29 protein-coding genes are annotated in these 22,804 nt (G+C 42.4%); 9 read left to right on the forward strand and 20 right to left on the reverse strand.

The window, feature by feature from the left end:
- Positions 1-50 precede the first annotated feature (50 nt).
- The 4 genes from fbpA (at position 51) to PBF_RS10120 (ending at position 2,028) form a co-directional block, all read left to right on the forward strand.
- Positions 51-215, forward strand: coding sequence for a Fur-regulated basic protein FbpA (gene fbpA / locus PBF_RS25420; protein ID WP_081757260.1), 165 nt, complete (start codon positions 51-53; stop codon positions 213-215).
- A gap of 14 nt (positions 216-229) precedes the next feature.
- Entirely contained in the window at positions 230-367 is a 138-nt protein-coding gene (locus tag PBF_RS26445; protein WP_200870026.1) for a hypothetical protein, read from the forward strand.
- A gap of 150 nt (positions 368-517) precedes the next feature.
- On the forward strand, positions 518-826 hold the full coding sequence (locus PBF_RS10115; RefSeq protein WP_035329592.1) for a PadR family transcriptional regulator: 309 nt from the start codon (positions 518-520) through the stop codon (positions 824-826).
- A gap of 5 nt (positions 827-831) precedes the next feature.
- Positions 832-2,028 carry a chromate transporter gene (locus PBF_RS10120; protein ID WP_035329593.1) on the forward strand — a complete coding sequence of 399 codons (1,197 nt, stop codon included), beginning with the start codon at positions 832-834 and terminating at the stop codon, positions 2,026-2,028.
- A gap of 37 nt (positions 2,029-2,065) precedes the next feature.
- On the opposite strand, the gene PBF_RS10125 is transcribed toward PBF_RS10120, so the two are convergent.
- The 12 genes from PBF_RS10125 to PBF_RS10180 all read right to left on the reverse strand — a co-directional run bounded on the left by PBF_RS10125 (position 2,066) and on the right by PBF_RS10180 (position 12,557).
- Positions 2,066-3,793 (reverse strand): PAS domain-containing sensor histidine kinase, encoded by a 1,728-nt coding sequence (locus PBF_RS10125; RefSeq protein WP_035329594.1) that lies wholly within the window; start codon positions 3,791-3,793, stop codon positions 2,066-2,068.
- Positions 3,794-3,817: 24 nt separating this feature from the next.
- Positions 3,818-4,270 (reverse strand): GAF domain-containing protein, encoded by a 453-nt coding sequence (locus PBF_RS10130; RefSeq protein WP_035329595.1) that lies wholly within the window; start codon positions 4,268-4,270, stop codon positions 3,818-3,820.
- Positions 4,260-4,913, reverse strand: coding sequence for a response regulator (locus PBF_RS10135; RefSeq protein ID WP_035329596.1), 654 nt, complete (start codon positions 4,911-4,913; stop codon positions 4,260-4,262). Before PBF_RS10135 ends, PBF_RS10130 begins: the two co-directional genes overlap by 11 nt.
- Positions 4,914-5,261: 348 nt before the next feature.
- Positions 5,262-5,912, reverse strand: coding sequence for a sensor histidine kinase (locus PBF_RS10140; RefSeq protein WP_035329597.1), 651 nt, complete (start codon positions 5,910-5,912; stop codon positions 5,262-5,264).
- Positions 5,913-5,947: 35 nt separating this feature from the next.
- On the reverse strand, positions 5,948-7,456 hold the full coding sequence (locus PBF_RS10145) for an MFS transporter (protein WP_035329598.1): 1,509 nt from the start codon (positions 7,454-7,456) through the stop codon (positions 5,948-5,950).
- A 5-nt stretch (positions 7,457-7,461) separates the two neighbouring features.
- Positions 7,462-7,737 carry a hypothetical protein gene (locus PBF_RS10150; protein WP_035329599.1) on the reverse strand — a complete coding sequence of 92 codons (276 nt, stop codon included), beginning with the start codon at positions 7,735-7,737 and terminating at the stop codon, positions 7,462-7,464.
- Positions 7,724-8,035 (reverse strand): hypothetical protein, encoded by a 312-nt coding sequence (locus tag PBF_RS10155; protein ID WP_035329600.1) that lies wholly within the window; start codon positions 8,033-8,035, stop codon positions 7,724-7,726. Before PBF_RS10155 ends, PBF_RS10150 begins: the two co-directional genes overlap by 14 nt.
- A gap of 5 nt (positions 8,036-8,040) precedes the next feature.
- The gene (locus PBF_RS10160) at positions 8,041-8,232 is read right to left on the reverse strand and encodes a hypothetical protein (protein WP_035329601.1); all 192 of its coding nucleotides are present in this window, start codon (positions 8,230-8,232) and stop codon (positions 8,041-8,043) included.
- Positions 8,222-8,746, reverse strand: coding sequence for a Rieske (2Fe-2S) protein (locus tag PBF_RS10165; protein ID WP_035329602.1), 525 nt, complete (start codon positions 8,744-8,746; stop codon positions 8,222-8,224). Before PBF_RS10165 ends, PBF_RS10160 begins: the two co-directional genes overlap by 11 nt.
- A 12-nt stretch (positions 8,747-8,758) precedes the next feature.
- Positions 8,759-9,319, reverse strand: coding sequence for a 4Fe-4S dicluster domain-containing protein (locus PBF_RS10170; protein ID WP_035329603.1), 561 nt, complete (start codon positions 9,317-9,319; stop codon positions 8,759-8,761).
- Positions 9,320-11,488 (reverse strand): molybdopterin oxidoreductase family protein, encoded by a 2,169-nt coding sequence (locus tag PBF_RS10175; protein WP_035329604.1) that lies wholly within the window; start codon positions 11,486-11,488, stop codon positions 9,320-9,322.
- A complete protein-coding gene (locus PBF_RS10180; protein ID WP_035329605.1) occupies positions 11,475-12,557 on the reverse strand; it encodes a hypothetical protein in 1,083 nt (360 codons plus the stop codon). Before PBF_RS10180 ends, PBF_RS10175 begins: the two co-directional genes overlap by 14 nt.
- A 261-nt stretch (positions 12,558-12,818) precedes the next feature.
- Between PBF_RS10180 and PBF_RS10185 the strand changes: the two genes are divergently transcribed.
- The gene (locus PBF_RS10185; protein WP_035329672.1) at positions 12,819-13,028 is read left to right on the forward strand and encodes a hypothetical protein; all 210 of its coding nucleotides are present in this window, start codon (positions 12,819-12,821) and stop codon (positions 13,026-13,028) included.
- Between the two features lie 40 nt (positions 13,029-13,068).
- Here the strand turns inward: PBF_RS10185 and PBF_RS10190 are convergent, their stop codons facing one another.
- Positions 13,069-13,383 carry a hypothetical protein gene (locus tag PBF_RS10190; RefSeq protein WP_035329606.1) on the reverse strand — a complete coding sequence of 105 codons (315 nt, stop codon included), beginning with the start codon at positions 13,381-13,383 and terminating at the stop codon, positions 13,069-13,071.
- A 156-nt stretch (positions 13,384-13,539) separates the two neighbouring features.
- Between PBF_RS10190 and PBF_RS10195 the strand changes: the two genes are divergently transcribed.
- The gene (locus PBF_RS10195; protein WP_035329607.1) at positions 13,540-14,052 is read left to right on the forward strand and encodes a DUF3231 family protein; all 513 of its coding nucleotides are present in this window, start codon (positions 13,540-13,542) and stop codon (positions 14,050-14,052) included.
- Positions 14,053-14,233: 181 nt separating this feature from the next.
- On the opposite strand, the gene PBF_RS10200 is transcribed toward PBF_RS10195, so the two are convergent.
- Both PBF_RS10200 and PBF_RS10210 read right to left on the reverse strand, forming a co-directional pair.
- On the reverse strand, positions 14,234-14,515 hold the full coding sequence (locus tag PBF_RS10200; protein ID WP_035329608.1) for a hypothetical protein: 282 nt from the start codon (positions 14,513-14,515) through the stop codon (positions 14,234-14,236).
- Positions 14,516-14,962: 447 nt separating this feature from the next.
- Positions 14,963-17,089 (reverse strand): peptidoglycan D,D-transpeptidase FtsI family protein, encoded by a 2,127-nt coding sequence (locus PBF_RS10210; RefSeq protein WP_035329610.1) that lies wholly within the window; start codon positions 17,087-17,089, stop codon positions 14,963-14,965.
- 183 nt (positions 17,090-17,272) lie between these two features.
- Between PBF_RS10210 and PBF_RS10215 the strand changes: the two genes are divergently transcribed.
- Positions 17,273-17,737, forward strand: a complete 465-nt coding sequence (locus PBF_RS10215) for a DinB family protein (RefSeq protein WP_035329611.1) — start codon at positions 17,273-17,275, stop codon at positions 17,735-17,737.
- A 26-nt stretch (positions 17,738-17,763) separates the two neighbouring features.
- Here PBF_RS10215 and PBF_RS10220 read toward each other — a convergent pair whose 3' ends face one another.
- Positions 17,764-18,435: an SOS response-associated peptidase gene (locus PBF_RS10220; protein ID WP_035329612.1), complete on the reverse strand. Its 672-nt coding sequence runs from the start codon at positions 18,433-18,435 to the stop codon at positions 17,764-17,766.
- A gap of 100 nt (positions 18,436-18,535) precedes the next feature.
- On the opposite strand from PBF_RS10220, the gene PBF_RS26450 reads away from it, so the two are divergent.
- Entirely contained in the window at positions 18,536-18,691 is a 156-nt protein-coding gene (locus PBF_RS26450; RefSeq protein WP_200870027.1) for a hypothetical protein, read from the forward strand.
- Positions 18,692-18,724: 33 nt separating this feature from the next.
- On the opposite strand, the gene cdaS is transcribed toward PBF_RS26450, so the two are convergent.
- Positions 18,725-19,324 (reverse strand): sporulation-specific diadenylate cyclase CdaS, encoded by a 600-nt coding sequence (gene cdaS / locus PBF_RS10225; RefSeq protein WP_035329613.1) that lies wholly within the window; start codon positions 19,322-19,324, stop codon positions 18,725-18,727.
- A gap of 130 nt (positions 19,325-19,454) precedes the next feature.
- On the opposite strand from cdaS, the gene PBF_RS10230 reads away from it, so the two are divergent.
- Positions 19,455-20,051: a class I SAM-dependent methyltransferase gene (locus PBF_RS10230; protein WP_035329614.1), complete on the forward strand. Its 597-nt coding sequence runs from the start codon at positions 19,455-19,457 to the stop codon at positions 20,049-20,051.
- Between the two features lie 178 nt (positions 20,052-20,229).
- Here PBF_RS10230 and PBF_RS10235 read toward each other — a convergent pair whose 3' ends face one another.
- Genes PBF_RS10235 through PBF_RS10245 form a run of 3 tightly spaced genes read right to left on the reverse strand, consistent with a single transcriptional unit; the run spans position 20,230 to position 22,766 of the window.
- Complete coding sequence (locus PBF_RS10235) at positions 20,230-21,222, reverse strand: aliphatic sulfonate ABC transporter substrate-binding protein (RefSeq protein ID WP_035329615.1); 993 nt, start codon at positions 21,220-21,222, stop codon at positions 20,230-20,232.
- A gap of 16 nt (positions 21,223-21,238) precedes the next feature.
- Positions 21,239-21,994 (reverse strand): ABC transporter permease, encoded by a 756-nt coding sequence (locus PBF_RS10240; protein WP_035329616.1) that lies wholly within the window; start codon positions 21,992-21,994, stop codon positions 21,239-21,241.
- Positions 21,978-22,766 carry an ABC transporter ATP-binding protein gene (locus PBF_RS10245; protein ID WP_035329617.1) on the reverse strand — a complete coding sequence of 263 codons (789 nt, stop codon included), beginning with the start codon at positions 22,764-22,766 and terminating at the stop codon, positions 21,978-21,980. Before PBF_RS10245 ends, PBF_RS10240 begins: the two co-directional genes overlap by 17 nt.
- Positions 22,767-22,804 lie beyond the last annotated feature (38 nt).

Below are 22,804 nucleotides of genomic sequence, written 5' to 3' on the forward strand. Positions count from 1 at the left end.
AAATTTCTTTTAGAATAAACAAAAACATTAATGGAATGAGGAGATAATAAATGCAATATTTACGGAAGGCCATTGAAAAGAAGCGGCAATATCTAATCGGCCTGCTGGTCAAATCAGGAAGCGAATATCAGCATTCTGAACCGGCTCTGCAAAAGCTGACCTTAACAGAACTTGAGGTAATATTTAAAAAACACAGCAATCGAAGCCGTTATTAATCAGGGGGGCACTTATGGAAACAATAAATACAATTGATCTGGCTAGAAGGATTATCGAACTCGATTTACTGCGTGATCAGCTATGGGAAAGTTTAACGGCTGCAGCTGGTGATCATGCTTATGAAATTTTAAGAAATGAACAAAATAGTTAATAATGGAACGCTTAAAAGAGCGTTCTTTTTTATGTTTATGTGAAAGTTTTGTAAATTTATAATTCCTTCTTTTTTTGTCATCATTATTTTGATATCATCTTATTATCGAATTGCGATATCGATATTCGAAATTATTAAGGAGGCATCGGCTTGGAAGATAAAATATTGCGCAAGCTGTTCCTGGGGTTTATCCAAATCCATATACTTCACCATGCAAAGGAGCAGCCTGTTTTCGGCGCTTGGATGGTGGAAGAGCTGAAAGAGCATGGATATAGCATCAGTTCCGGAACATTGTATCCTATCCTGCATTCGATGGAATCAGACGGGCTGCTTCATCAGGAGAAGAAAAATGTAGATGGCCGAATCCGAAAATATTATACTGCAACAGAAAAAGGAATTTCGGTGCTGGAGGAAGCCAGAAAAAAAGCATATGAGCTTTTTAAAGAGATTAAAGATTAAAGGAGATGCATATGAACAAAAACAGAACTGGCTTAAAATCTTTACTGGAAATATTAATGGTTTCAACAAGGCTTGGACTTACCTCTTTCGGGGGACCTGTAGCTCATCTCGGCTATTTTCACGATGAGTATGTCCGCAGAAGAAAATGGATGGATGAGAAAAGCTATGCAGACTTAGTTGCACTTTGTCAGTTCCTGCCCGGACCGGCAAGCAGCCAGGTTGGCATTGGCATTGGTGTCATGAGGGCTGGAGTAGCCGGAGGCATTATGGCTTTCCTTGGTTTTACATTGCCATCTGTTATTGCCCTGGTTATTTTCGCCATTCTTCTTCAAGGCATTAATCCCGCTGAAGCAGGGTGGATCCATGGACTCAAAATTGTCGCGGTGGCTGTAGTGGCTCATGCGGTTTTGGGAATGGCACAAAAACTTGTACCTGACCTGCCGCGAAAAACGCTGGCACTGTTCGCGATTATCGTCACACTTTTATGGCAGACAGCCATTACTCAGGTTGCGGTCATTCTTATCTCTGGTTTTATTGGATTTTTAATCTATAAAAAGCATGCAGATAATGATGAAGCTCGGATCGATTTCCCCATTTCAAAAAGATTTGCCATTGGCTGTTTAGTGTTATTTTTCGCCCTTTTAATAGTTCTTCCCATTTTAAGGGAGTTAACCGCAATGGATTGGGTTGCTCTTTTTGACAGCTTTTATCGCTCCGGATCTCTGGTTTTCGGGGGAGGCCATGTTGTCCTTCCTTTGCTGGAACGTGAATTTGTCCCGACAGGCTGGCTAAGTGAAGAAGCTTTTCTTGCTGGCTACGGGGCAGCTCAGGCAGTGCCTGGGCCGTTATTTACTTTTGCTGCCTATCTTGGAGCAGTGATGAATGGCTGGCAAGGCGGTTTGCTTGCAACTGCCGCGATCTTCCTGCCTGCCTTTCTGCTGATATTAGGCACGCTCCCATTTTGGGACACACTACGCAGCAATCCTAACATAAAGGGTGCATTAATGGGTGTAAATGCTGCAGTTGTCGGCATTTTAATCGCTGCCTTCTATCACCCAATTTGGACGAGCAGCATCCTGGATCCTGCTGATTTTGCTTTTGCAGCAGTCCTATTCAGCATGCTTGTTTATTGGAAGCTTCCACCCTGGATTATTGTTGTGACAGGAGCCGTTGGCGGTACTTTATTAGGAATTATATTTTAGATACGAAAAGCTGCCATATTTGTTTGGCAGCTTTTTTCTATATTGGAATTTCAAGTATAATTTTTGTCCCTTTGCTTTCTTCTGAATAAACATTTATGCTACCGCCCGCAGCTCTTGCCCGCTCTTCCATGCTAAATAGGCCGACTCCTCTTGAAACTGCATTAACATTGAAACCTTTGCCTTTATCTTCAATGACAATACGGATTTCTTCTTCCATTTGCCTGATTGTAACTGCTGCTTCATCTGTTTCAGCATATTTCCTTATATTCGTCAGTGCCTCCTGAATGATTCTATAGATGGTGATTTCTATATTTGAACCAAGGCGGGAAGCCAGGTAACAATCAAAATGGACGTTGATATTATGATGTTCTGAAAAACGGACCAGGTAGGATCGGATTGCTGGTATCAGACCGAGATCATCAAGCACGGAGGGACGAAGCTCCCATGAAAGGTCCCGCAGTTCTTCAATGATCTCAGCAGCCTCATCCTGCATTTGGTCAAGCAGCGGGTGGCTTATTTCTGCCTGAAGCCTATTAATGGTAATCAGATGGCTGTACAAATTCTGTCCTATTCCGTCATGAAGTTCCCGGGACAGCCTTTTCCGTTCATCCTCTTGAACATCTATTATTCTTGTCATCATTTTTTGCAGCTCTTCTTCTGCATTTTTTCGCTGCGTGACTTCATGTCGAATCGCGAGGTGCTGATAGGGTTTCCCTTTTTCATTAAGGAAAGGGACGATCGTGGTATCCACCCAATAATACGTTCCATCCTTAGCTCTGTTCTTGATCTCGCCTTTCCATACCCTCCCGGATGAAATGGTCCTCCATAAATCTCTGAAGAAATCTTTGGAATGGTACCCTGAGTTTATAATTCTATGATCCTTGCCCAGCAATTCTTCCCGTGAATATTTTGAGATGCTGCAGAATTGATCATTCACATACGTAATCGTGCCTTTCTGATCGGTAATGGCCACAATGGATGAAGAATCCAGGGCAAACTTTAAATCAATCAGCTCGTTTACGGAATTTTTCAGCTCCTCGACAACACGCTTATATTCAGTTATTTCCTTCCGGATTGCCAGGTATTTATACGGCTTCCCTTTTTCATCAATAAAAGGAACGATCGTAGTATCTACCCAATAATAAGTTCCGTCTTTTGCTTTGTTTTTAATTTCTCCGCGCCAGACTTCCCCGTTCGAAATGGTGGTCCAAAGACTTTCCATAAAATCCTTGGAATGGTTTGAAGAGTTGATAATTCTATGGTCTTTGCCAATCAGCTCTTCCGCAGAATATTTCGATACCTCACAGAACTTTTCATTCACATAGGTGATTTTTCCTTTTCTGTCTGTAAAGGCGACAATTGTAGATTCATCAAGGGCAAATTGAAGGTCAACCAATTCCTTTAACGGATATGACTGCTGCTTTTTTAAGCGGGAACTGTCTTTGACTGAGTGAAAGACGATTAAATAATAGCTTTCATCTGCGAGCTTGAAAGAATTAATTCTATAAAAAATTGAAAATATTCCACCACTGCGATGCTCTCCATACTGGTGAACCACTTTACCCTCTTCTGTTTCAAGCAGAGTGATCTCCGGAAGCAGTTCCTTAAGACTCTTCCCCTCCAGCTCCTGTCCGCTATATCCAAATTGCTCCTGTGCCTGCTCGTTCGTATAAGAGATGTTCCCAAATCTATTTACAAGTATCGTTGCATCACTGGAATCAGGATCAATCTCTCTCTTTTTTGCCAGCTGATTATTCCTGTCCATTCACGTTCCTCCAGTTGCATTTTTTTAACCATTCAGCTTTTTTTCAAGTGTCCTGGCTGCATCCCTTGCTGTACTTTGCCTGCTTTCACTTATAGGCTGCTCCGACCGGTTCCCGATCAAGAGGACCCCCTTGGGGACCCCGTTAAAATGAATGGGCACAGCATATGCATGCTTAAGTCCTTCAGCAAGCATAATCGGGTATTCCAATGCTTTGCCGGCAATATTTTCAGGGAAGTTGTCCACATACATCGGCCTTCCGGTTGAAATCACTTTCCCTGCAATGCCTTTGCCGTACCTCACTGTAATCCGCTTATATTTTTCATTGCTGTTTCCTGCGGCATAATGCCATTTTACATCCGGGCCATCAGTATTCTGCAGTGCCAATCCAACAAAATCACATTCAAGCTCTGTCAGCACCTTTTCACAAGCCTGATCCACTAGTACGCTTTCGCCGGGACTGCACCCCTTATATTCCATAGCCAAGCAGCCCTTTCTTTAAGGCATAAGCAACAAGCTCCGGCCTGGTTTTCATCTGAAGTTTTTCCATTAAATTACCTTTATGTGTTTCAACTGTCTTTACACTAATCACAAGCTGTTCCGCAATTTCCTTATTGGAAAACCCTTTGGCTATTAATGTAAGAACTTCTTTCTCCCTGTCGGAAAGAAGGTTGAATGTATCGGTGTTCCCCTGCTTCACACTTCCGATATATTCTTCCATCAGCCTTTTGGTTGCAGATGGATGTAAATACGCATTCCCGCTTGCAACAGACCGGATTGCTGCGAGCAGTTCATCATGAGGTGCACTCTTTAAAATACACCCGGAAGCGCCTGCTTGAATCGCCCTGAATAAATACTCTTCATCATCATGCATGGTCAAAATAAGGATTGCTATTTCAGGCATTAATTTTTTTAATTCTGAGGTTGCCGACATGCCATCTTTCCCATGGGGCATGCTTAAATCCATGACAACCACATCAGGCTTTAATTCCAGGGCCTGCTGAATCCCCTCATTGCCTTCAGAAGCTTCACCAACCACTTGCATGTCATCATGGTTATTTAAAAGCATTTTCAAACCCATCCTGACCACCGCGTGGTCATCGCAAAGTAAAATATTGATCAAGCCCGCTCCCCCTTTGCATTTGTCCGTCTATAAAGTGAAACTTCAATCAGTGGGGGGCTTTATCCCCCACTGATTGTTAGTCGCGTTCTAGTGTCGCCAAGATCTCCGCTAGCGCTTCGATCAATCGACACTACGAACCCGATTGGTTCAACTAAGCCTCTGCCTGCGCCTCGGCAAGTTTCACTGTATCTACCAATCGGGCCTTTACGGGCAGTTTGAACCCCACTTATCCTCCTTTGATTCCTCTGAGTCTTGAAGTGGGGGTCTTACTGCCCGTTAGACTGCGATAAAAATCTGTAATAGGCAACAAGGGAGCCGCTGTATGCAGATCCCTTGTTGAGTATAATCTTAGTATAAAGGAAGGGTAATATCTATTGAAGTCCCTTCCCCGATTTTTGAGCTGATGATGCATTTGCCGTTGATTAACAGCATTCTCTCCATCATGGCAGCAATGCCGGCTGAGTTTTTCATTGCGGCATCTACATCAAAGCCCTTCCCCTTATCTTTAATAGTGATTGAAAGCTTTCCCGGTTTCCACCGAAGAATAATGCCTGCACTCATTGTGTCAGCATATCTTGCAATGTTAGCCAGGGCTTCCTGGCAAACACGGAAAAGTGTAATCCTTTCCTGTTCCCTGATTTGCACTTCCTTTCCCTCATTCTGAAGATCAACAATGATTCCATAGGTCGAAGTGTATAATTTCAGATAACTTTTCAGAGCAGGCAAGAGACCGAGCGTTCCTAAAGCAGGGGGATGCAATTCCACAGCCAGAAGCCTGATTTCCTGAATTGTTTTCTCCATCATTTGTGCCATATCCCCTATATAGCCCTTCATCTCCGGCTGATCGACAGCTGTCTGAATGAACTGCATGCCTGTGTATAGACTGTAAAGCGTCTGCCCTACCCCTTCGTGAAGCTCCTGGGCAATGCGCTTGATCTCATCTTCCTGAGATTGAATAATATATGAACTGATATTTTTCTTTGCCGGCTGGGTTTCCATTTCATCCCTCCTCCTTTTAAATTTATTTTTTTCTTTTATTTTGCTTTTTTAACCCGATGGCTGGAAATATCGCTGAACATGCCTGCATATTGGACTACATCTCCGGCGTCATTTTTAATCGCGCTAATGGTCAGCCACTGGAGATATTCTTCCCCATCCTTGCGGGAATTCCATATTTCCCCTTGCCAGAATCCATTGTTTTCAATTGAAGTCCACAAGTCCTGGTAAAAGCCTTTAGACTGCTTTCCTGATTTAAGGATACTCGGATTTTTGCCGACTACTTCCTCTTGCTTATAACCGGTAATTTCTGTGAAAGCAGGGTTTACAGAAATAATCTTTCCGTTCTTATCTGTAACCAGAATGCCTTCGATTGTATGATCGATCACCTGACTCGCAATTTCCATCCTTCCCTGGAAATACATCCAAACAACCAGAATCAGGCTGGCGAGGGCAACCTGAGATAATGCCATAAAACCAATTGCATAATGCCCTGTAATGTTAAATAGAAGAGTCAAAAGCAGCGGAGGGAAAAATCCGCCAAGGCCGCCCATCGCAGACACAATTCCGTTTACGATACCTGCCTGCTTTTGGAAGTACATAGGCACGAGCTTAAAGATAACTCCGTTTCCAATTCCTGCTGATAGAGCAATGCTTAAGCATCCGAATGTATACCATGTAATAGACGGAGATAGAGATAGGATCACCGCAGAAATGGTGTAAACTCCAAAAACAAACATCAGCAAAATTAAAGAGTGAAAACGATCAGCAAGCCAGCCGCCTATTGGTCTCATGGCAGTTGCAAGAACAATGAAACCTGCTGTTCTTAATCCTGCATCAACTTTATCAAGTTCAAAGTGAGCTACAAGGAAGTTTGGCAAATAAATGGTGAATGCCACAAATGATCCAAAGGTAATAAAATAGAATAAGCTCAATAGCCATAGTTTTTCATTTTTATAGACCCCTTTTATTTGCTCAAGCAGCGGAGTCTGTACTTTAACTTCTTTTTTATCCCCGAGGAAGAAGTTGGCCGCAATGAAAATCCCCAGCAGAACAAGGTAAATCTGTACGGTTAGTGACCATCCAAATTTTGTGGCAACAACTGGTGCTGCAAAGGCAGTGATGGCTGTTCCAAGATTCCCTGCCCCGTAAATGCCATTTACAAACCCGTGACGCTCCTTTGGGTAATACTTCGGAAGAGAAGTAACACCAACAGAGAATACCGCTCCTCCAAGGCCGAGGAATAAGCCCCCGATAAGCAAATCAGTAATAGAATCTGCTATGCTTATATAATAGACTGGAAATAATAGAAGAATAAAGCTCAGCATAAAGATTACTCTGGCGCCAAACTGATTAGCATAATATCCCAGAGGTATGCGGAGCAGCGATCCGAGGATGACCGGAACAGCTGTTACAAGGGCAAGCTTATCGGCTGGGATATTGATATCTTCCTTTATAAATGGCATTAGAGAGGATATCAGCACCCAAACCATAAACCCGGCAACTAAGTTTAACGTCTGCAATGGAAGCTGTATTTTTCTTATCATTTTATTCACGCTCTCTTCTTAATTACATATTTTAATCCGGCTTCCTGATCACTTGCAGCCCACTGGGTCTCGGATGCTTCTACAGAGGAGGTCAGCGGAACCGCAAAAAAGTTCATTTTATCAAAATAAATCCGCAAGTGTGTTCCATCAGGACAAAGTCCTGTTTTTTCAATTATCTTAGGAACGAATGGTGCTTTATCACTTCCATCTTCATCTAAAATTGCCACCTGAACCTTCTCCCGGACAAATCTATCCAGATCCTCTTTTTTAATGTGCTCCACAGCTGCCGCACCCTCTTTTGGCAGGGTAAACATACATCTGGTATCCCTGAAGATATTTCCAGAAGGATTCTCCTGCATTTTCTTCTATAAATTCAATAGTTTCCTCTTCGGATTTCCATTTGCTCATGCCTTTTACCTCTGCTACAACAATGTCCATCCCGTCATGTGACTTTTCATCCAAGTACCAGTTGAGGCGGACTCCCTTAAAGAGTTCAGAGAGGATCTGATTAACTTCCGGAGCAAAATCCCCGGATTGTTCTCTTACAAAGCAAAAATCAAGATATGTTTCACTGTTCATTAATATCACGCCCTCATGTTAATCGTCTTTTTATAAGCGAATACAGCCAAGGGAAAAAGAACAATATTCAGCCCGCCGAAAATCAGTACATTTTCATAGTTTTCGTAATAATATTGGTGGACCATATATTGAGTAAAGACAATATTCATCATTAAAATTGCGGCCAAAATAAGGACTCCAAGGTATCTACGCTTCATAACGCTTCACCCTCACAGCATAGATTGATCCATTCTCCACTTTAACCTGAATTTCCGGCAGCGGTCTTCTTGGCGGTCCTGCAGTTGGCGCACCAGTTTCCACATCGAACTTGCCGTGATGGCAAGGGCAAATCATTTCACCCTGCTCCTTCACCCAAAATACAGGGCAGCGCAAATGTGTACACGCATTCTGATAGGCAACATATTTGTTCTCAGATAAGCGGATTAAAATGGCATCATCATGATCTCCAGGAAACTTGAACTCCACTGCATCGCCAATTGGCAGGTTGCTTACGTCGGTTATTTTCTTATGAGGATATTCCTTTTCTCCTAGGCCCATTAATTCTTTGGCAGCTACCGCCCCCCAGGGAAGGGAGGAAACCGCAAAAACACCGGCCGCTCCAACCAAAGTTTTCATGAATCCCCGTCTATCCAGTTTTCTTTCGTTATTCCGTTCGATATTGTGCGTATAATTATCTTCATTAAAGGGAATCTTGTTATTCTTATCAGACATCCCTAATCCCTCCTAAAACAGCTTTGTAATCCCCTGCAGGATTCCCGGCAGATTGACCTTTACGTTTGTTTCGCCTTCAAGATACGGCATGCTTGTAACCCATTTGCCGTTATCAAGGTTAAATTGCTTCTTCTTGTTATCAATTTCTTCATCTGTCAGCCACTGCAATGTATTGGATGGACACACACTCGCACACATAGGAGAAATTCCATCTTTTGTACGATCAATGCATAGATCGCATTTGTACATTAGGTTCTGCTCGTGATCAAATTTCGGTATGCCGTATGGGCAGGCAATTGTACAGTTCTGGCAGCCAATACACTTTTCGACGAGTGCAGATAACACTGCGCCTGTCTCATGAATTTGAATAGCCTGGGCAGGACAACTACGTGCACATGCCGGATTTTCACAGTGAAGGCACATGAGAGGCATTGTCTGCCGGTTCACAAGAGGATTTACATCATACACATAGTTTCTGTTGCGCTCCTCATGCCCCCCGCATTGTGTACATGCTGCCAGACAAGAACGGCATCCTATACAGTTTTCAAGTTCCAAATACAGCCTCTTCTTCATTTATTGCACCTTCTTTAATTCGACTTTTTCCAGCTGTGCAGCACATGCCTTGAACTCAGGCATACGGGATATTGGATCTAATGCTGCAATCGTTAATAGATTAATAGAGTCTTCATGTCCAAAATGGTATGGAACAAAGACTGTATCCTTGCGGATGGCTTCGGTAAGTTTGACTTTATAGATAGCCTCGCCTCTTCTTGTAAATAAACGGACTCTTTCTTCATGTTCCATATTATATGTTAATGCTGTGTCCGGATGGATTTCCACATATGGCTCCGGACACATATCATGAAGGAATGGAATCCTTCTGGTCTGATTCCCTGATAGATAATGATAAACTACCCGGCCAGTTGTTAAGCGAAGCGGATATTTTTCACATGGTTCTTCCGCTGGCGGACGGTACGGCAGTGCGCATATCTTTGCTTTGCCATCCGGATGGTAAAACTTTTTATCAAGAAACATATGTGGTGTTCCTTCATCTTTTTCGTCTTTGCAAGGCCAGAAAACCCCATCCTGCTTATCGATCTTATCCCATGTGGCACCATAATAATCCGCATAGCCGCCCTTAGTTGCCAGCCTGAATTCATCTGCAACATCTCTGGCTGTTTTCAGGTGAGAGAAATATTTTCCTCTGCCTAACCGCTCAGCCAGCTCCACTTGAATCTGCCAGTCCGGCTTGGACTCACCTACAGGCTCCTGTGCCTTGTTGATTTTTATTATTCGACCTTCAATATTTGTTACTGTCCCTTCGTCCTCCGACCAGGTAACGGCTGGCAGGATCACATCTGCAAATTCTGCCGATTCAGAAAGATAGAAATCGGAGCATACCATGAAATCCAAGGCTTTAAATGCTTTTCTGACAAAATTCTGGTTCGGTGCAGATACAGCAGGGTTTGAGCATAGCAGGTATAGACCGCGAATGGTTTTTTGCTCCATCAGCTCAATCATTTCATATGCAGAAACACCGGGCTGCGGCATTTCTTCAGGCGTGATACCCCAAACGCTGCATACTTCTTCAACATGTTTTGGATTTGTAATCTTCCGGTAGCCTGGAAGCAAATCTGACTTTTGCCCGTGCTCTCTTCCGCCCTGTCCATTGCCCTGTCCGGTGAATGTGGCTACTCCGGCTTTAGGGCGGCCGATTTTTCCTGTTACAAGCGCCATGTTGGTATATGCAGAAACATTATCAACACCTTTATGCTGCTGTTCCACACCTCTTGCAAACATGACAACTGCATTTGGAGCTTTTCCGTATATTTCGGCAGCGCGGATGATTTTTTCCGGTGCTACACCCGTCAGCATGCTTGTATATTCAGGTGTAAAATCCTTTACAAGTTCATTTGTTTCTTCAAAGCCGTTCGTATGTTTATTAATGAATTCTTCATCTATATAGCCCATTTCAATCAATTGATTAACAATTCCGTTTGCAAGTGCAAGGTCTGTTCCAGGCTGAAGGTCGAGATGAAGGTCAGCTCTTCTTGCAATTGGCGTTTCACGGGGATCCACCACAATGATATATCCGCCTCTTTCCTGAACGTTCCAAATACGGAACATGGAAGTTGGATGGCATTCAGCTGTATTGCTTCCGGCGATGAACAGACAATCAGTTTCATGAATATCTGTCCAAGGCAATGTTGAGCCTCTATCTACTCCGAAGGAACGAAGGAATCCGCCGGCAGCGCTCGACATACAGAATCGCCCGTTATAGTCAATATAGCGTGTTCCCAGAGCAACCCGGGCAAACTTTCCTGTCAGATAACATTTTTCATTTGTCATGGAAACTCCGCTGAAGACGGAGAGTGAATCTTTTCCGTATTCTGTCTGAAGCTCTTTGAACTTTTTTGCGATCAAATCATATGCCTCATCCCAGCTTGCTTCACGGAACCCTTCTGCCGTTCCTTTCAAAGAAGCATCATCCCGGATCAGCGGCTTCAGAAGGCGGTCTTTGTGGTTGGTCTGCTGGTAGGCAGTAACCCCTTTCGGACACATTTTTCCGACAGTAACCGGCCAGTCATAACGGGGTTCAACCCCGATGATTTTGTTTGTCTGTGTATTAACCCTCAAATTCATTCCGCATTGCATGCCGCAATAGCTGCAGTGTGTTTTTATCAATTTTTCATTCGGATGGTTTAGGTTCTCAATTTCTTTAAAAAACTTATCCCTTTGCATTCTGGTTTGCCTCCTTGACCTTCACTTCATGAGTAGGGAATCCGGAAAATTGTGCAATCCGGTACTTTCTTCTGCAAGGGAGGCACATTTCTGCAAGATGATGCCCTTCCTTTGCTTTAAATTCAATAGCGTTCACGCAGAGAACATCGACGACATCTTTTGATTGTTCAACTGAAACAAACTGATCTCCGCAGACCTTGCATTCCTTCATGCCCTGTTCGGCATAATGTTCCCGGTAGTTTCTTGCCAAAACACTCATTGGCCGGAAAGGAATATGTGCAAGCTTTCCAAATGGCAGGTAAATCAGTGTAATGATAACTGACCACTGATGGATCAGTGACATTGCCGGCTGTCCCGCACCGTGTAAAAAGATATTCATAAAGGTTAAAGCCAGCCCTGTGATGCTAACCAGAAGCAGCATGTATAAAGGCATAAAATCATACAGGAATTTCTGCTCTGCTCTTGCCTGCATATTTTTCAGGCGGCGGTAAAGTGCCATGCAAACACCGGCAATTACCATTACTGCTGTAATATTCAGCGCGTTGTAAGAAAGGTTGGCGATAATGCCATCCGCCGGGACAGTCATTACCTTCATGCCCATTGCAATAATGTTGTAATGACCATTGTCATCCATCGTAAAATACATCCAGCCGAAAACCAGAGGGAATGTAACGAAGCAGGATAAGATACAGCCCCAGCCGATCAGCACGTGCTGGGTCCATCGGTAAATTCCCCTATTCCAGATAAAATTGTATGTTGCAAGATGCTCAACAGATGTCTTTGGCGTTGACTTTCTTAATAACAGTTTCAATCCTTTTTTCAAAATCAGCTTTGTTGGCGGCCTTTCGCCCCAGGCGATGAATCTATAGAAAAACCCTCCAATGAACACAATCGTCCCTACCATATATCCGTACAGGTTTAAATCAACATGTGTAAACATTCTTGTGCCAATAAAAGAAAGAATAGCTAATGCTGTTACAGATAAAAACATCGACTTGGCAAAATGTGATGCAAACGCATTGTTTAATGTGTTCCCTGATTTTTGATTGACTGCAGCTTTTGCCTGCATAATAACTCCTCCTCATTCACAAACAATTACCTTAAACTAATTGTATAAGTGCGAGGAGTTTTTCGATATCAGGGAACTTCCCCATTAGGAGGGGGAAATTCCCCTATCTTAAAAAATTTGAGAAATGACAGATGCCGGAAGGATAAAGCTGCTGACAAAAAAGACCACTTAAGGCCTTTTAGACAGGCAGTAAAGTTGTCTGCCGGGGGATGGAATTATCTAGAAATTAATGATACAATCCTAACAAAAGGAGCTGATAATATGGCTAAATCATCTGCTAAGAAGATAAGGGAAAAAGCAGTGCGTGAGGGAAAAAGAAACCCTGAATGCAATCGGAGCCCATTTGTGTTTAGCGACATGCGTACAAGGAAAACAAAAACTAAAAAAGATCAATTATACAGGGGCAAATATAAGAACCGTCTTTCTGATGAAGCAGAAAAGACGGTTCTTTTTATGTATTATTTTATTTAAAAGCAGCCAGTCCATTTAAAGACCAGCTGCGTTATTCCGATTATAGAATTCCCATTCCTTCGATATGTTTCCGGGCTTCATTATCACCCAGATCATAAATCATTTTATATATGCCTTCCATAGATGCATCGTATTCATCATTTTTCGATTCTTTATGGTACTCCAGAAACGGTACATGAGCACGGGCAAATGTTTTAAGATCTGCATCATAATTCTCGTTAATGTATTCATTTAACTGAGCCAATTCTTCGTCATTGGCAAAAATCTTAAACTGCCATTCGGCAGCTTCTACCGGTTCAGTGTAAATCTGAGCATTTTCAATATCTATATAATAGGTTTTTTTTGTTTGGTCCATAGTTTTCATCTCCTCTGCTTTTATAAGGTATTTACCACAAATAGCAGAAGTTTAACCATTTAATATTGATTACATTTTTAGGCGCCTGATGGGCATGATATAGCTGTGCATTATAAGGAAGGTGGCACAATTATGAATTTTCTAAGGAGGTATACTATGGGTATTTTAAGCGGAAATCCAAAAGATGAACCGATGCACTATGGTGAAGTCTTCAGTACTTGGTCTTACCTGCTCGCAGGCAAAGGTATGGCTTCTGCATACCAGACCATGCTAAGCCACTCTGGAGATGAGGACTTAAAGAAGATGCTTGAAGAAGCAATTCGCCTCTCCAAGCAGGAAGAAGAACAAATCGAGGCGATGTTAAAGGAAAACGGAATTGGCCTTCCTCCTGCACCGCCGGACAGACCTGATGCATGTGTGAATGATATTCCTCCAGGTGCCAGGTTCATGGATCCTGAGGTAGCTGCAAAATTAGCAGGAGACCTGGCAGCAGGATTGGTTGGCTGCAGTACGATCATGGGACAGTGTGTACGTGAAGATATTGCAGGCATGTTTGGCCAATTTCATATTCAAAAAGCCGCTTTAGGCTTAAAAGTTCTTCGCATGAACAAAGAAAAAGGATGGCTGATTCCTCCGCCGCTTCATCTTCACAAATCAGATAATTGCTAAAGGGTAGGTTTAAAGTATTGCCTTTTGAAAAAGGAGAGCAGAGTACATTGCCTGCTCTCCTTTTTGTTTTTCTGATGGATTTGCAAACTGGTTTTCTGCTTTTAGGAGCCATCACCTGATTAAATATTCCCCTCCAAATAAATTAATGCCTTAGTCTGCAATGTAACTAAGGCTCATGGACTTACTCAGAGTATTTGCTCTCACTGGAATCAGGAGACACCATGCCTCCCGCCCCGCTGGAATTAATATCAGGTTCCGCTCCTTCAGGCTGGGAAGGCAGAACCTTATTTTTCTTTTGATTTGGAAGGCCGGAATTCTCCTTTAAATATTGATCATTTTCCATAATCGTCACCACTTTAAATCCTGTTCCTTCGAGACGGCTCTTCAATTCATCAAATGCTTTTGTCTGATTATCATTTATTTCCTGATCATCATATTGAAGCTCTACATTTATTGTTTTCATGTCTGGAACCTCCTTTTTAAGCTATTTTCCCGAAAGCTCTATTATTAAACTACACAGAAACTTAAAGATGCAGAAGTTTATTTCAGTAGTAATAGGTTATTAAAGAAAACAACTAACATTGGTTAGCCAGACAGGACATATGGGTTACTTTTCCATATGTATCATTATCGTTACATTCCTGAATATAAATAAATTGTATGCGAATCAGACGAAAGAAAGGAGCAGAGGCATGTGGTTTTGGATTCTCGTAATCTTCATACTTTTTATAATCCTCGCTATACTGGAAGAAACTATTCAATTCATAGTTAATCGCAAAATCTTTGGAAAAACTGAAAAACCGATCTTGATAAAAGAAAAGCTTAAACACTTTAAAAATAAATTCAGGTATAAAAAAAGCCATTCCCAATAAGGAAAGGCTTTTTGTCCAGTCAACGTATGCCGCAAAAATTAGGATTCTTCGGCTTCAGACCCTTCTTCGGCAGATTGTTCCTGTTCTGCTCCGGACCTCTGCTTATTTTTCAGTTCAAAATAGCTATCTAATACTTTCCTGCCAATTTCATAATTGGCAGTATGCCCGCTTCTTCCCTGGTATGCCCATGGTACAATGACTGACATTGCGATTTCAGGATTATTATGCGGCGCATAAGCAACAAGGCTCAAATTCATTACATCGATTAATTTATCACCCTTTTTTTTGAGCGGTCCGTCATAAAATGCTTCCGCTGTACCTGTTTTTCCTGCCGGGGAATAGGGGGCATCCGCGAATCTTCTATAGGCAGTTCCTTCAGGATGCTGCATTACCTGTCTTAGTCCCTCTTTGACAGTGTTTAGTTCTCTTTCACTTACATCTATCGTATTTAAGACCGTCGGCTGAATATCCTTCCAGATTGGGCCAAGTTCCTCCTGCTCGGTGGCCGGCTCGCGGATTTCCTTAACAAGGCGCGGCTGAATGCGGTAGCCTCCATTTGCGATCGTTGATATATATTGGGCCATTTGCATCGGAGTATAGGTATCGTACTGTCCGATTGCAAGGTCTAATAGGAAGCCCGGCAATCGGAGAGGGCCCTCATAGCCTATTGCCTCATTTGGCAAATCGATGCCTGTTCTGACTCCAAGTCCAAATTGGCCGAAGGATTCTCTCATATCTTCAAATGCATTTGGATTTTTAAATCCAAGAGGCTGATCATAAGCATATCGCGCATCCGCAATTTCAATGGCTGTTTTGAACATATATACGTTTGAGGATATTCGCAGCGCCCTAGTTTCGTTCATGATTGCCTGAAAGTTAAACCAGGATTTTTTCACCTGCGGGGTTCCTGCAATTTTCATCGGCGCATCCAAAAAGGTCGTTCCGGGTGTAATTGCACCCGTTTTATAGCCTGTTAAAACAGTTGCCCCTTTAACAGAAGATCCCACATTGTAAGAAGAGGAAATCGTACCCAGCGCATAATCCTGCAGAACGGTTTTGCCCTTATCATCTTTGCCTATCATCTTTCCTGCCATTGTCAGAACTTCACCTGTATGCGGATCCATTAGGACAACAAATGCACGATCCATTAAATAAGTACCCCGGGTCCCCTTGGCAGCCCAAATTTCCTCTTCCAATATTTCTTCCACAGCTTTCTGAAGGTCCATATCAATCGTCAGGACAAGATCTTTGCCTCTTTGGCCTTCAGAAACCAATTCACTTCCGAGAATTTCCCCTTTTTTCGTAATAAGCTTTTCCTTTGATTTTTGGCCATGCAGAACATCTTCATACTGCATTTCCAGGTAGCTCTTTCCAACACGTTCATTTCTGCTGTAATCTCTGGACAGAAAATAATCCAGCTTTTCCTGCGGAAGTCCTTCGCTGGAATCCGTAACCTTCCCCAGCACTGTCTGGAGAGTACTCTCAAAAGCGTAAGTCCGGTCCCAGTCAGTGGTTGTATTGACACCTGGTAGATATTGAAGATTCTCACTTACCGCCGCATATTCTTTTTGTGATACCCCTTCATTCTTAACAATTTGCGGTGTCATCGCATAACCGCTCGTGAATTCACGGAAAATTGCCCTCACTTCCAGGTCCTGCTTGCTCAGCTGCTTCAGGTCATCTTCTGTGATTCTTTTTAGCTGCAACTTATAGATTTGTTTATCATCCAGTTTTTTTTCTTTAAAAAGCTTCCATTCCTTTTCAGTTATTTTTTCCCGTGCAGCTTCCGGGTTTTTTAAGATCCAATGATCCTTCTTATCCCGTTCGGTCACTTTATCGGTTTTTTTATCAATCAGAACAGCCAGCCGTTCTGCCACTTGAAGCATTTCGTCCTGTTTGGCATTCCGGTTGGTATATGTAATCGCACTCTTTGGGATATTATCCACGATAACCTGATGGTTCCGGTCAAGCATCCTTCCCCTTGGAACCGGGTTTGATACGATGACATCCTCCGTCCTATCGACTTCTTTTTTGTATGTCTCGCCATTTACAATCTGCACTACACCAAGCCTTAATATTAATACCGAAAATAAGACAAAAACAGAGAAAAACAATAAATTGACCCTAAATGGCACATGGCTTTTCTTTTTCTTTTTTTTCCCCATTTTGAATCTCCCCCCTTATGAACAATACCTCTGTAATATAGAGATTCTTCCAAATCTTCCCCTGTTAAATAATTCCACTAATTTTGTAAAATCCCTGCCAGCTATAAACTTTTTCTAATATAAAGGAATTTACAGAGGAAAAGTTGAAATGTTAGTCTGATTATCTTTTTAGGAGGAATTCATATGGAAAGAGCACAAAAATATCTATCCTATTTTTTATCACATAGAAAGGTGACCAATGAGCTGATCAAGAAAATTGATGTAAAACACTATGATTACAGACCAGCTGAAACAAGCATGCCGGCGGGAAAACTTGTTACCCATATGCTCACTTCCTTTTATATGTTTGCCAAAACAGCAAAAGATGGCAGCCCGGCAGTGTTTCGCGAAAAGTTCGATGAGGTAGCTCCAAATCTATCTGAAGCTGCTGAAAATTTTACAGAGAAAACAATTGAAGTGATTTCATCCTTAACCAGTGAGGAATTGGAAAGAAAAATTGATATGACGGGAATTTTTGGAATGCAACTTACAGGCAGCCAGCTGCTGCAGATTGCAATGGATCATGAAATTCACCATAAAGGGAACCTGTTTGTTTATGTACGGGAAATGGGCCATACGGATCTTCCGATGTTTGTGAGCAGAGGGTAAGGAGACGGACGCATCGCGCGTCCGTTTTATAGGCTATTAAGGGGAGCGATCAGCTCGGCCAGCTCATTTTTGGGTGAATTCACTTTGGCTGATACCGGATATTTATCCATTTTTTCAGCCGGGTAAGGTTCAAGTAAAGACTTCAGATATTCTGTATCATGAAAACGGGGATTCAGCCAATCCTCAAAATCATTTTCCTTTAGGATGACCGGCATTCTGTCATGAACTTCCTCTGTTACTTCATTAGGTCCCGTTGTAATAATTGTACAGGTTAATAAAGGAGCTTTGCCTTTATTCCAGATATCCCAAATTCCTGCAAAAGCGAAAGGCCTTTCATCTTTCATAATAAACCTGTAAGGCTGCTTTCCTTCTTCGGTTTTCTTCCATTCATAAAATCCATCTGCGAGGATTAAGCATCTTTTGCTTCTGAAGGGAGCTTTAAAGCTTGGTTTCGAGTCAATGCCTTCCGCTCTGGCGTTTATCATTTTGTAACCTATTTTTTCATCCTTCGCCCAAAAAGGGACCAGCCCCCATTTCATCTGCCTGCCGATCCGCTGTTTGCCTTCGCCAGTGACTGTTATGATATTCTGGCTGGGGGCAATATTATATCTTGGCATAACCTCTCCTTCTGCATACTCAAACCCAAACAGCAGCTGAAGCTTATGGATTGTTTCCGTTAAAGTAAACCTGCCGCACACTTTAATCACCTCTTTAGTTCAATTTTATAATATATTATTCATCTATTCCCGGTATTAGCGCATATTAAGACTGTCAGCTATTTTAAGGGAGGACTGAAATATGACAAAACAAGGCAGACAAAATCCAAATCAAACTAGATCCCAAATTGAAAAACAGGATAAGCGAAACGATGTTGAACTCGGAAGCGAGTTTCAGGCGGGAAACAATAAATCTCAAAGCCAGAAAAAAAGCGGAAAACAAATTAATAAGAAATAACTAAGATGAAATCCCCCGGTATTAGGGGGATTTTTAAGTGCGGATTGTATATAGCTGTCCATCTACTGCAAAAGAAATGCGGCCTGTTTCCTCTGAAACCACTATGGCAACTGCGTCTGATTTTTCAGTGATGCCAATTGCCGCTCTATGCCTAGTCCCAAGTTTCTTTCCTTCAATGGTTTTTCTTGTAAGAGGCAGAATGCTTCCTGCAGAAACTATGATGTCTTCTCTTATTAAAGTACCCCCATCATGCAGCGGGTTTCCCGGGTAAAAGATTGTTTCAAGCAGTGTATGGCTTACTTTTGCTCCTATCGGCGTTCCGTTATGTAAATATTCTTCAACCGGTTGTCTTCTTTCTACAACAATCAGCCCTCCATGCCTTTTTTCAGATAGGTGCTGGGCAGCGAGTGATACGCTTGAATATTCCTTCGCAAAAGGAGCTAAATATGACTGCAGATAATATGTCGAAGCAATAGTGTGGGCTTCTGCAACTGTCTTCTGCAAGGTTTCGAAATCAGATAAAATACAGCAGCTGAATTCCTCAAGAGTTTTGAAAAGCGAGTGAATTTGATCATCAATATTTCCAATATACCGATTAAGATCTTTTCGGTATTGATCTTCGCCATAAATCAACGGACTTCCTCCTATCTTATTTCATAATAGTACCTTTTCCAGTAAAAAATTAATTATCCATTTTACGGAATAAGGTTTAGAACCTCTTTAAAGAGACTAAATATAAGTATTAAACACCGAGGTGAGGGACATGTTCGATATTTTGGGAAAACAATTTGAGAAGCCAGAAGGATTACTGGGAAAGCTTGCCGGGAAAATCATGTACTTTGAAAACCGCAGGATTAACAAATGGACAATAGAACAATTACAGATTAAACGCAGGGACTCTATTTTAGAGGTTGGCTTTGGCCCCGGCTACAGTATTAAGCATATTATGGATCACTGGCGCCATGCAGAGACGGATGGAGTCGATGTATCCGAAGATATGAAGGAGGCTGCAGCTAAACTGAACGATGATTATATTCAGCAGGGAAAGGTCAGATTGTTCGTTAAAGATGTTCACGATTACTTTCCGGATAAAAAGTATAATAAAATATTTTCAGTTAACAATTACCCCCTATGGACAAAACCAAGAGAGTCTCTTCAGCATCTCCATGAGTTGCTTGAGAAAGACGGAATTATTGCGATCACCGTTCAGCCGAGAGAAGAAGGAGCAGATGAAACCATTGCCAAAAATCTGGGGCAGGTAATCAAAGCTGATATGGAGGCTGCAGGGTTCCATTCCATTTCCATTTCATATAAAGTGGCCAGGCCCGTATTAACCGTTTGTGTAACTGGAATAAAATAACGGAAAAGAGCAGGGATGCGCCGATTGCTTGGTTTTGTGTGAACGGACTGGCTTCTGGTTTGCGCGGGAATGTTGTTTTGTGCGCGGATTCTGGTGAGTTACGCGCGGAGGAGTTCCTTCTGTTCCCCCTATAACACAAGAAAGACCGGAACCCATCAGGGCTCCGGTCCAAATATGCTTATTTAATAAAGTTCTTCGCAATCAGTTCACTAAATTCCGGTTTATCCTTCAGGAATTTTAACGTGTAGGATGAATCTGCAAATTCCTGGATTGTGTCTGCATCAACATCGTAAGTGAACCCAATTCTTTCCCAGGCGCGGTCTACTACTTCTTTTTCCAGCTCCTGGCCGGTCACTTCTTTAATATCTTTGATTGTAATGGCTTTTGCTTCTTCAGGATTTTCTTCGATAAATTTAACAGCATCTTTATGTGCATCAACGATTTTCTGTACTTTTTCCGGGCTGCTCTTTACTGCATCGCCCGTTGCAACCAATACGGATGCCGGAAGTGTTTCACCAAAGGATACTTCATCCCATCCAATTACCACTTCTGCATTTGTTTCCTGTTCGATGACGGCTGCCCACGGTTCCGGAGCGACTGCAATATCGACTTTACCTGTTTTTAGCATGCTTGCATATTGTGCAGGGTTGCCTGTTAGATGCTTCATAGTACCGCCGATGCGTGCTGATGTGATGCCGGCTTCTTCAAGATATGTTTCATACTGGACATCATGTGTGCATCCTACACCAGGCGTGATGAATGTTTTCCCCTGAAAGTCTTCCAGTGAGTTGATTTCTACTCCTTCTCTCGCAAGGACAACGGTTCCGCCGGTTGAAGCACCCGCGATAATTTTAACATCAGCACCGGTTGAGAAATTATTCATGGCTGGTCCGGGTCCTACAAGACCTGCATCAATGTCGCCCGTTTTCAGAGCTGTCATGAAAGAACCGCCTTCAGCAAATGTTTTATATTCGACTTTCGTTCCATCGCCAAGCTGTTTTTCAAAATATCCCTGATCTTTCGCAACCATTGCCGGCACATGATTGATATTAGGAAAATAACCGATGACAATCTTGTCTTCCTCACCGCTGCTTTTCTCAGATGATCCGCAGCCCGCAAGCAGCCCGGTAAAAGTAAATAATACAGCAACCCATAAAATAGCCTTTTTCATTTTTACCCCTCCAAAATTAAGACTCAAGTCCCCATTTTTTAATAACAGATTTTTCAATGCGCTGGAAAATGAATTGGTCAACAATCATTCCGATAGCTCCAATAATAATCATGACACCGATTACGATGTCCATTCTTCCAAAGTCTGAAGCATATCGAAGTGTGTAGCCCAATCCAGGTCCTGTGCTTAAAAGCTCACCGGCCATCAGTGCCCGCCAGGCAAATGCCCAGGCAAGACGGGAGCCGGTTACAACGTAAGGAATGGATGCCGGAAAGATGACTCTTGTGAATAAGTCAATTCCAGTCGCACCCATTGTCTGGGCTGCTTTGATATATAATGGTGAAACGTTTTTTATTCCTGTTCTCATGTTCAGAGCCATTACAAATGTACCGCCAAGTATGGTCACAAAAATAACTGCCTTTTCATTCAAGCCGAACCACATGATCGCGATCGGCAGCCAGACGATGCTTGGTACACTTTGTAAAGCAAGAATGACAGCACCAAGTGTTTCATCAGCAGTTTTGGATTTCCCTAAGAGAATTCCAATCAAAGTCCCTATGATAAGGCTGATCGTTAAACCGACTGCGAGCCGCTTAAAGCTTGCGATTAAATCATAGATTAATGTCTTATCCTGAAACCCTTCAACAAGTGCACTGAATACACTGGACAGAGAAGGAAAAATCAGAGGATGCCAGAGCTCAAGCCGTGATCCAATTTCCCAGAAAGCAATGATGGCTGCAAAAAATATGATCCGTTTAATGGCTGTTTGCATATTGGAGCTCCTCACTGACCACTTTATCAATTTCCTTTTTCAGGTATTTCATAATATGATCTTCAATTTCAAGCATTTCTTTCTTATGTCCCTCACGGGGTCTGGGAATATCAACCGTTATATCCTGTAAAATGATTCCCGGCTTTGTCCCCATTACAATGATCCGATCTGACAGTTTAATAGATTCTGAGATGCTGTGAGTAACAAAAAGAATCGTTTTTTTCGTCTCAGTCCAAATGTTTTCCAGCTGTCCGTGCAATCGCGTTCTGGTCTGTTCATCAAGTGCTCCGAATGGTTCATCCATTAGAAGTGTTTCCGGGTTCATGGCAAGTGCTCTTGCGATCGCTACCCTCTGCTGCATTCCTCCGGATAGCTCATGAGGATAATGGGATATATATTTTCCCAGCTGAACCATTTGCAGATACTTTAATGCGGTTTCCTCTGCATCCTTTTTCTTCATCTCTTTTTTCAGGGGAAACGTAACGTTTTCCATGACTGTCAGCCAGGGAAATAACGCTGCCTGCTGGAAAACCATTCCCCTGTCTTTTCCGGGTTTTGTAATGGCTTTTCCATCGATTTGAATGTTGCCTGAACTTGTTTTAGTCAGCCCTGCGACGATTGAAAGAAGAGTTGACTTTCCGCATCCTGAAGGTCCTAAAATCGAGACAAACTGGCCCTTTTCAACCGATAGATTAATATCTTTCAGTACGTCAACAGGACGATTTTCTTTATCGTTATAATGTTTATTTACATCATTTATCTCAATGAACATTCAAGATCACCTATTCCTATAAATCTCATTAATTTACT

The sequence above is a fragment of the Cytobacillus firmus DS1 genome (assembly GCF_000565285.1).
Classification (GTDB): domain Bacteria; phylum Bacillota; class Bacilli; order Bacillales; family Cytobacillaceae; genus Cytobacillus; species Cytobacillus firmus_A.

What these genes read in the sequence shown, in the direction of transcription:
- PBF_RS10195 (WP_035329607.1), top strand. Translation starts at nt 13,540, where the DNA reads ATGGGTATTTTAAGCGGAAATCCAAAAGATGAACCGATGCACTATGGT.
- PBF_RS10120 (WP_035329593.1), top strand. Translation starts at nt 832, where the DNA reads ATGCATATGAACAAAAACAGAACTGGCTTAAAATCTTTACTGGAAATA.
- PBF_RS10245 (WP_035329617.1), bottom strand. Translation starts at nt 22,766, where the DNA reads ATGTTCATTGAGATAAATGATGTAAATAAACATTATAACGATAAAGAA.
- PBF_RS10230 (WP_035329614.1), top strand. Translation starts at nt 19,455, where the DNA reads ATGTTCGATATTTTGGGAAAACAATTTGAGAAGCCAGAAGGATTACTG.
- PBF_RS10175 (WP_035329604.1), bottom strand. Translation starts at nt 11,488, where the DNA reads ATGCAAAGGGATAAGTTTTTTAAAGAAATTGAGAACCTAAACCATCCG.
- PBF_RS10190 (WP_035329606.1), bottom strand. Translation starts at nt 13,383, where the DNA reads ATGGACCAAACAAAAAAAACCTATTATATAGATATTGAAAATGCTCAG.
- PBF_RS10210 (WP_035329610.1), bottom strand. Translation starts at nt 17,089, where the DNA reads ATGGGGAAAAAAAAGAAAAAGAAAAGCCATGTGCCATTTAGGGTCAAT.
- PBF_RS10125 (WP_035329594.1), bottom strand. Translation starts at nt 3,793, where the DNA reads ATGGACAGGAATAATCAGCTGGCAAAAAAGAGAGAGATTGATCCTGAT.
- PBF_RS10170 (WP_035329603.1), bottom strand. Translation starts at nt 9,319, where the DNA reads ATGAAGAAGAGGCTGTATTTGGAACTTGAAAACTGTATAGGATGCCGT.
- PBF_RS10155 (WP_035329600.1), bottom strand. Translation starts at nt 8,035, where the DNA reads ATGAACAGTGAAACATATCTTGATTTTTGCTTTGTAAGAGAACAATCC.
- PBF_RS10240 (WP_035329616.1), bottom strand. Translation starts at nt 21,994, where the DNA reads ATGCAAACAGCCATTAAACGGATCATATTTTTTGCAGCCATCATTGCT.
- PBF_RS10180 (WP_035329605.1), bottom strand. Translation starts at nt 12,557, where the DNA reads ATGCAGGCAAAAGCTGCAGTCAATCAAAAATCAGGGAACACATTAAAC.
- PBF_RS26445 (WP_200870026.1), top strand. Translation starts at nt 230, where the DNA reads ATGGAAACAATAAATACAATTGATCTGGCTAGAAGGATTATCGAACTC.
- PBF_RS10160 (WP_035329601.1), bottom strand. Translation starts at nt 8,232, where the DNA reads ATGAAGCGTAGATACCTTGGAGTCCTTATTTTGGCCGCAATTTTAATG.
- PBF_RS10165 (WP_035329602.1), bottom strand. Translation starts at nt 8,746, where the DNA reads ATGTCTGATAAGAATAACAAGATTCCCTTTAATGAAGATAATTATACG.
- PBF_RS10145 (WP_035329598.1), bottom strand. Translation starts at nt 7,456, where the DNA reads ATGATAAGAAAAATACAGCTTCCATTGCAGACGTTAAACTTAGTTGCC.
- PBF_RS10130 (WP_035329595.1), bottom strand. Translation starts at nt 4,270, where the DNA reads ATGGAATATAAGGGGTGCAGTCCCGGCGAAAGCGTACTAGTGGATCAG.
- PBF_RS10140 (WP_035329597.1), bottom strand. Translation starts at nt 5,912, where the DNA reads ATGGAAACCCAGCCGGCAAAGAAAAATATCAGTTCATATATTATTCAA.
- PBF_RS10235 (WP_035329615.1), bottom strand. Translation starts at nt 21,222, where the DNA reads ATGAAAAAGGCTATTTTATGGGTTGCTGTATTATTTACTTTTACCGGG.
- PBF_RS26450 (WP_200870027.1), top strand. Translation starts at nt 18,536, where the DNA reads ATGACAAAACAAGGCAGACAAAATCCAAATCAAACTAGATCCCAAATT.
- PBF_RS10200 (WP_035329608.1), bottom strand. Translation starts at nt 14,515, where the DNA reads ATGAAAACAATAAATGTAGAGCTTCAATATGATGATCAGGAAATAAAT.
- PBF_RS10185 (WP_035329672.1), top strand. Translation starts at nt 12,819, where the DNA reads ATGGCTAAATCATCTGCTAAGAAGATAAGGGAAAAAGCAGTGCGTGAG.
- fbpA (WP_081757260.1), top strand. Translation starts at nt 51, where the DNA reads ATGCAATATTTACGGAAGGCCATTGAAAAGAAGCGGCAATATCTAATC.
- PBF_RS10215 (WP_035329611.1), top strand. Translation starts at nt 17,273, where the DNA reads ATGGAAAGAGCACAAAAATATCTATCCTATTTTTTATCACATAGAAAG.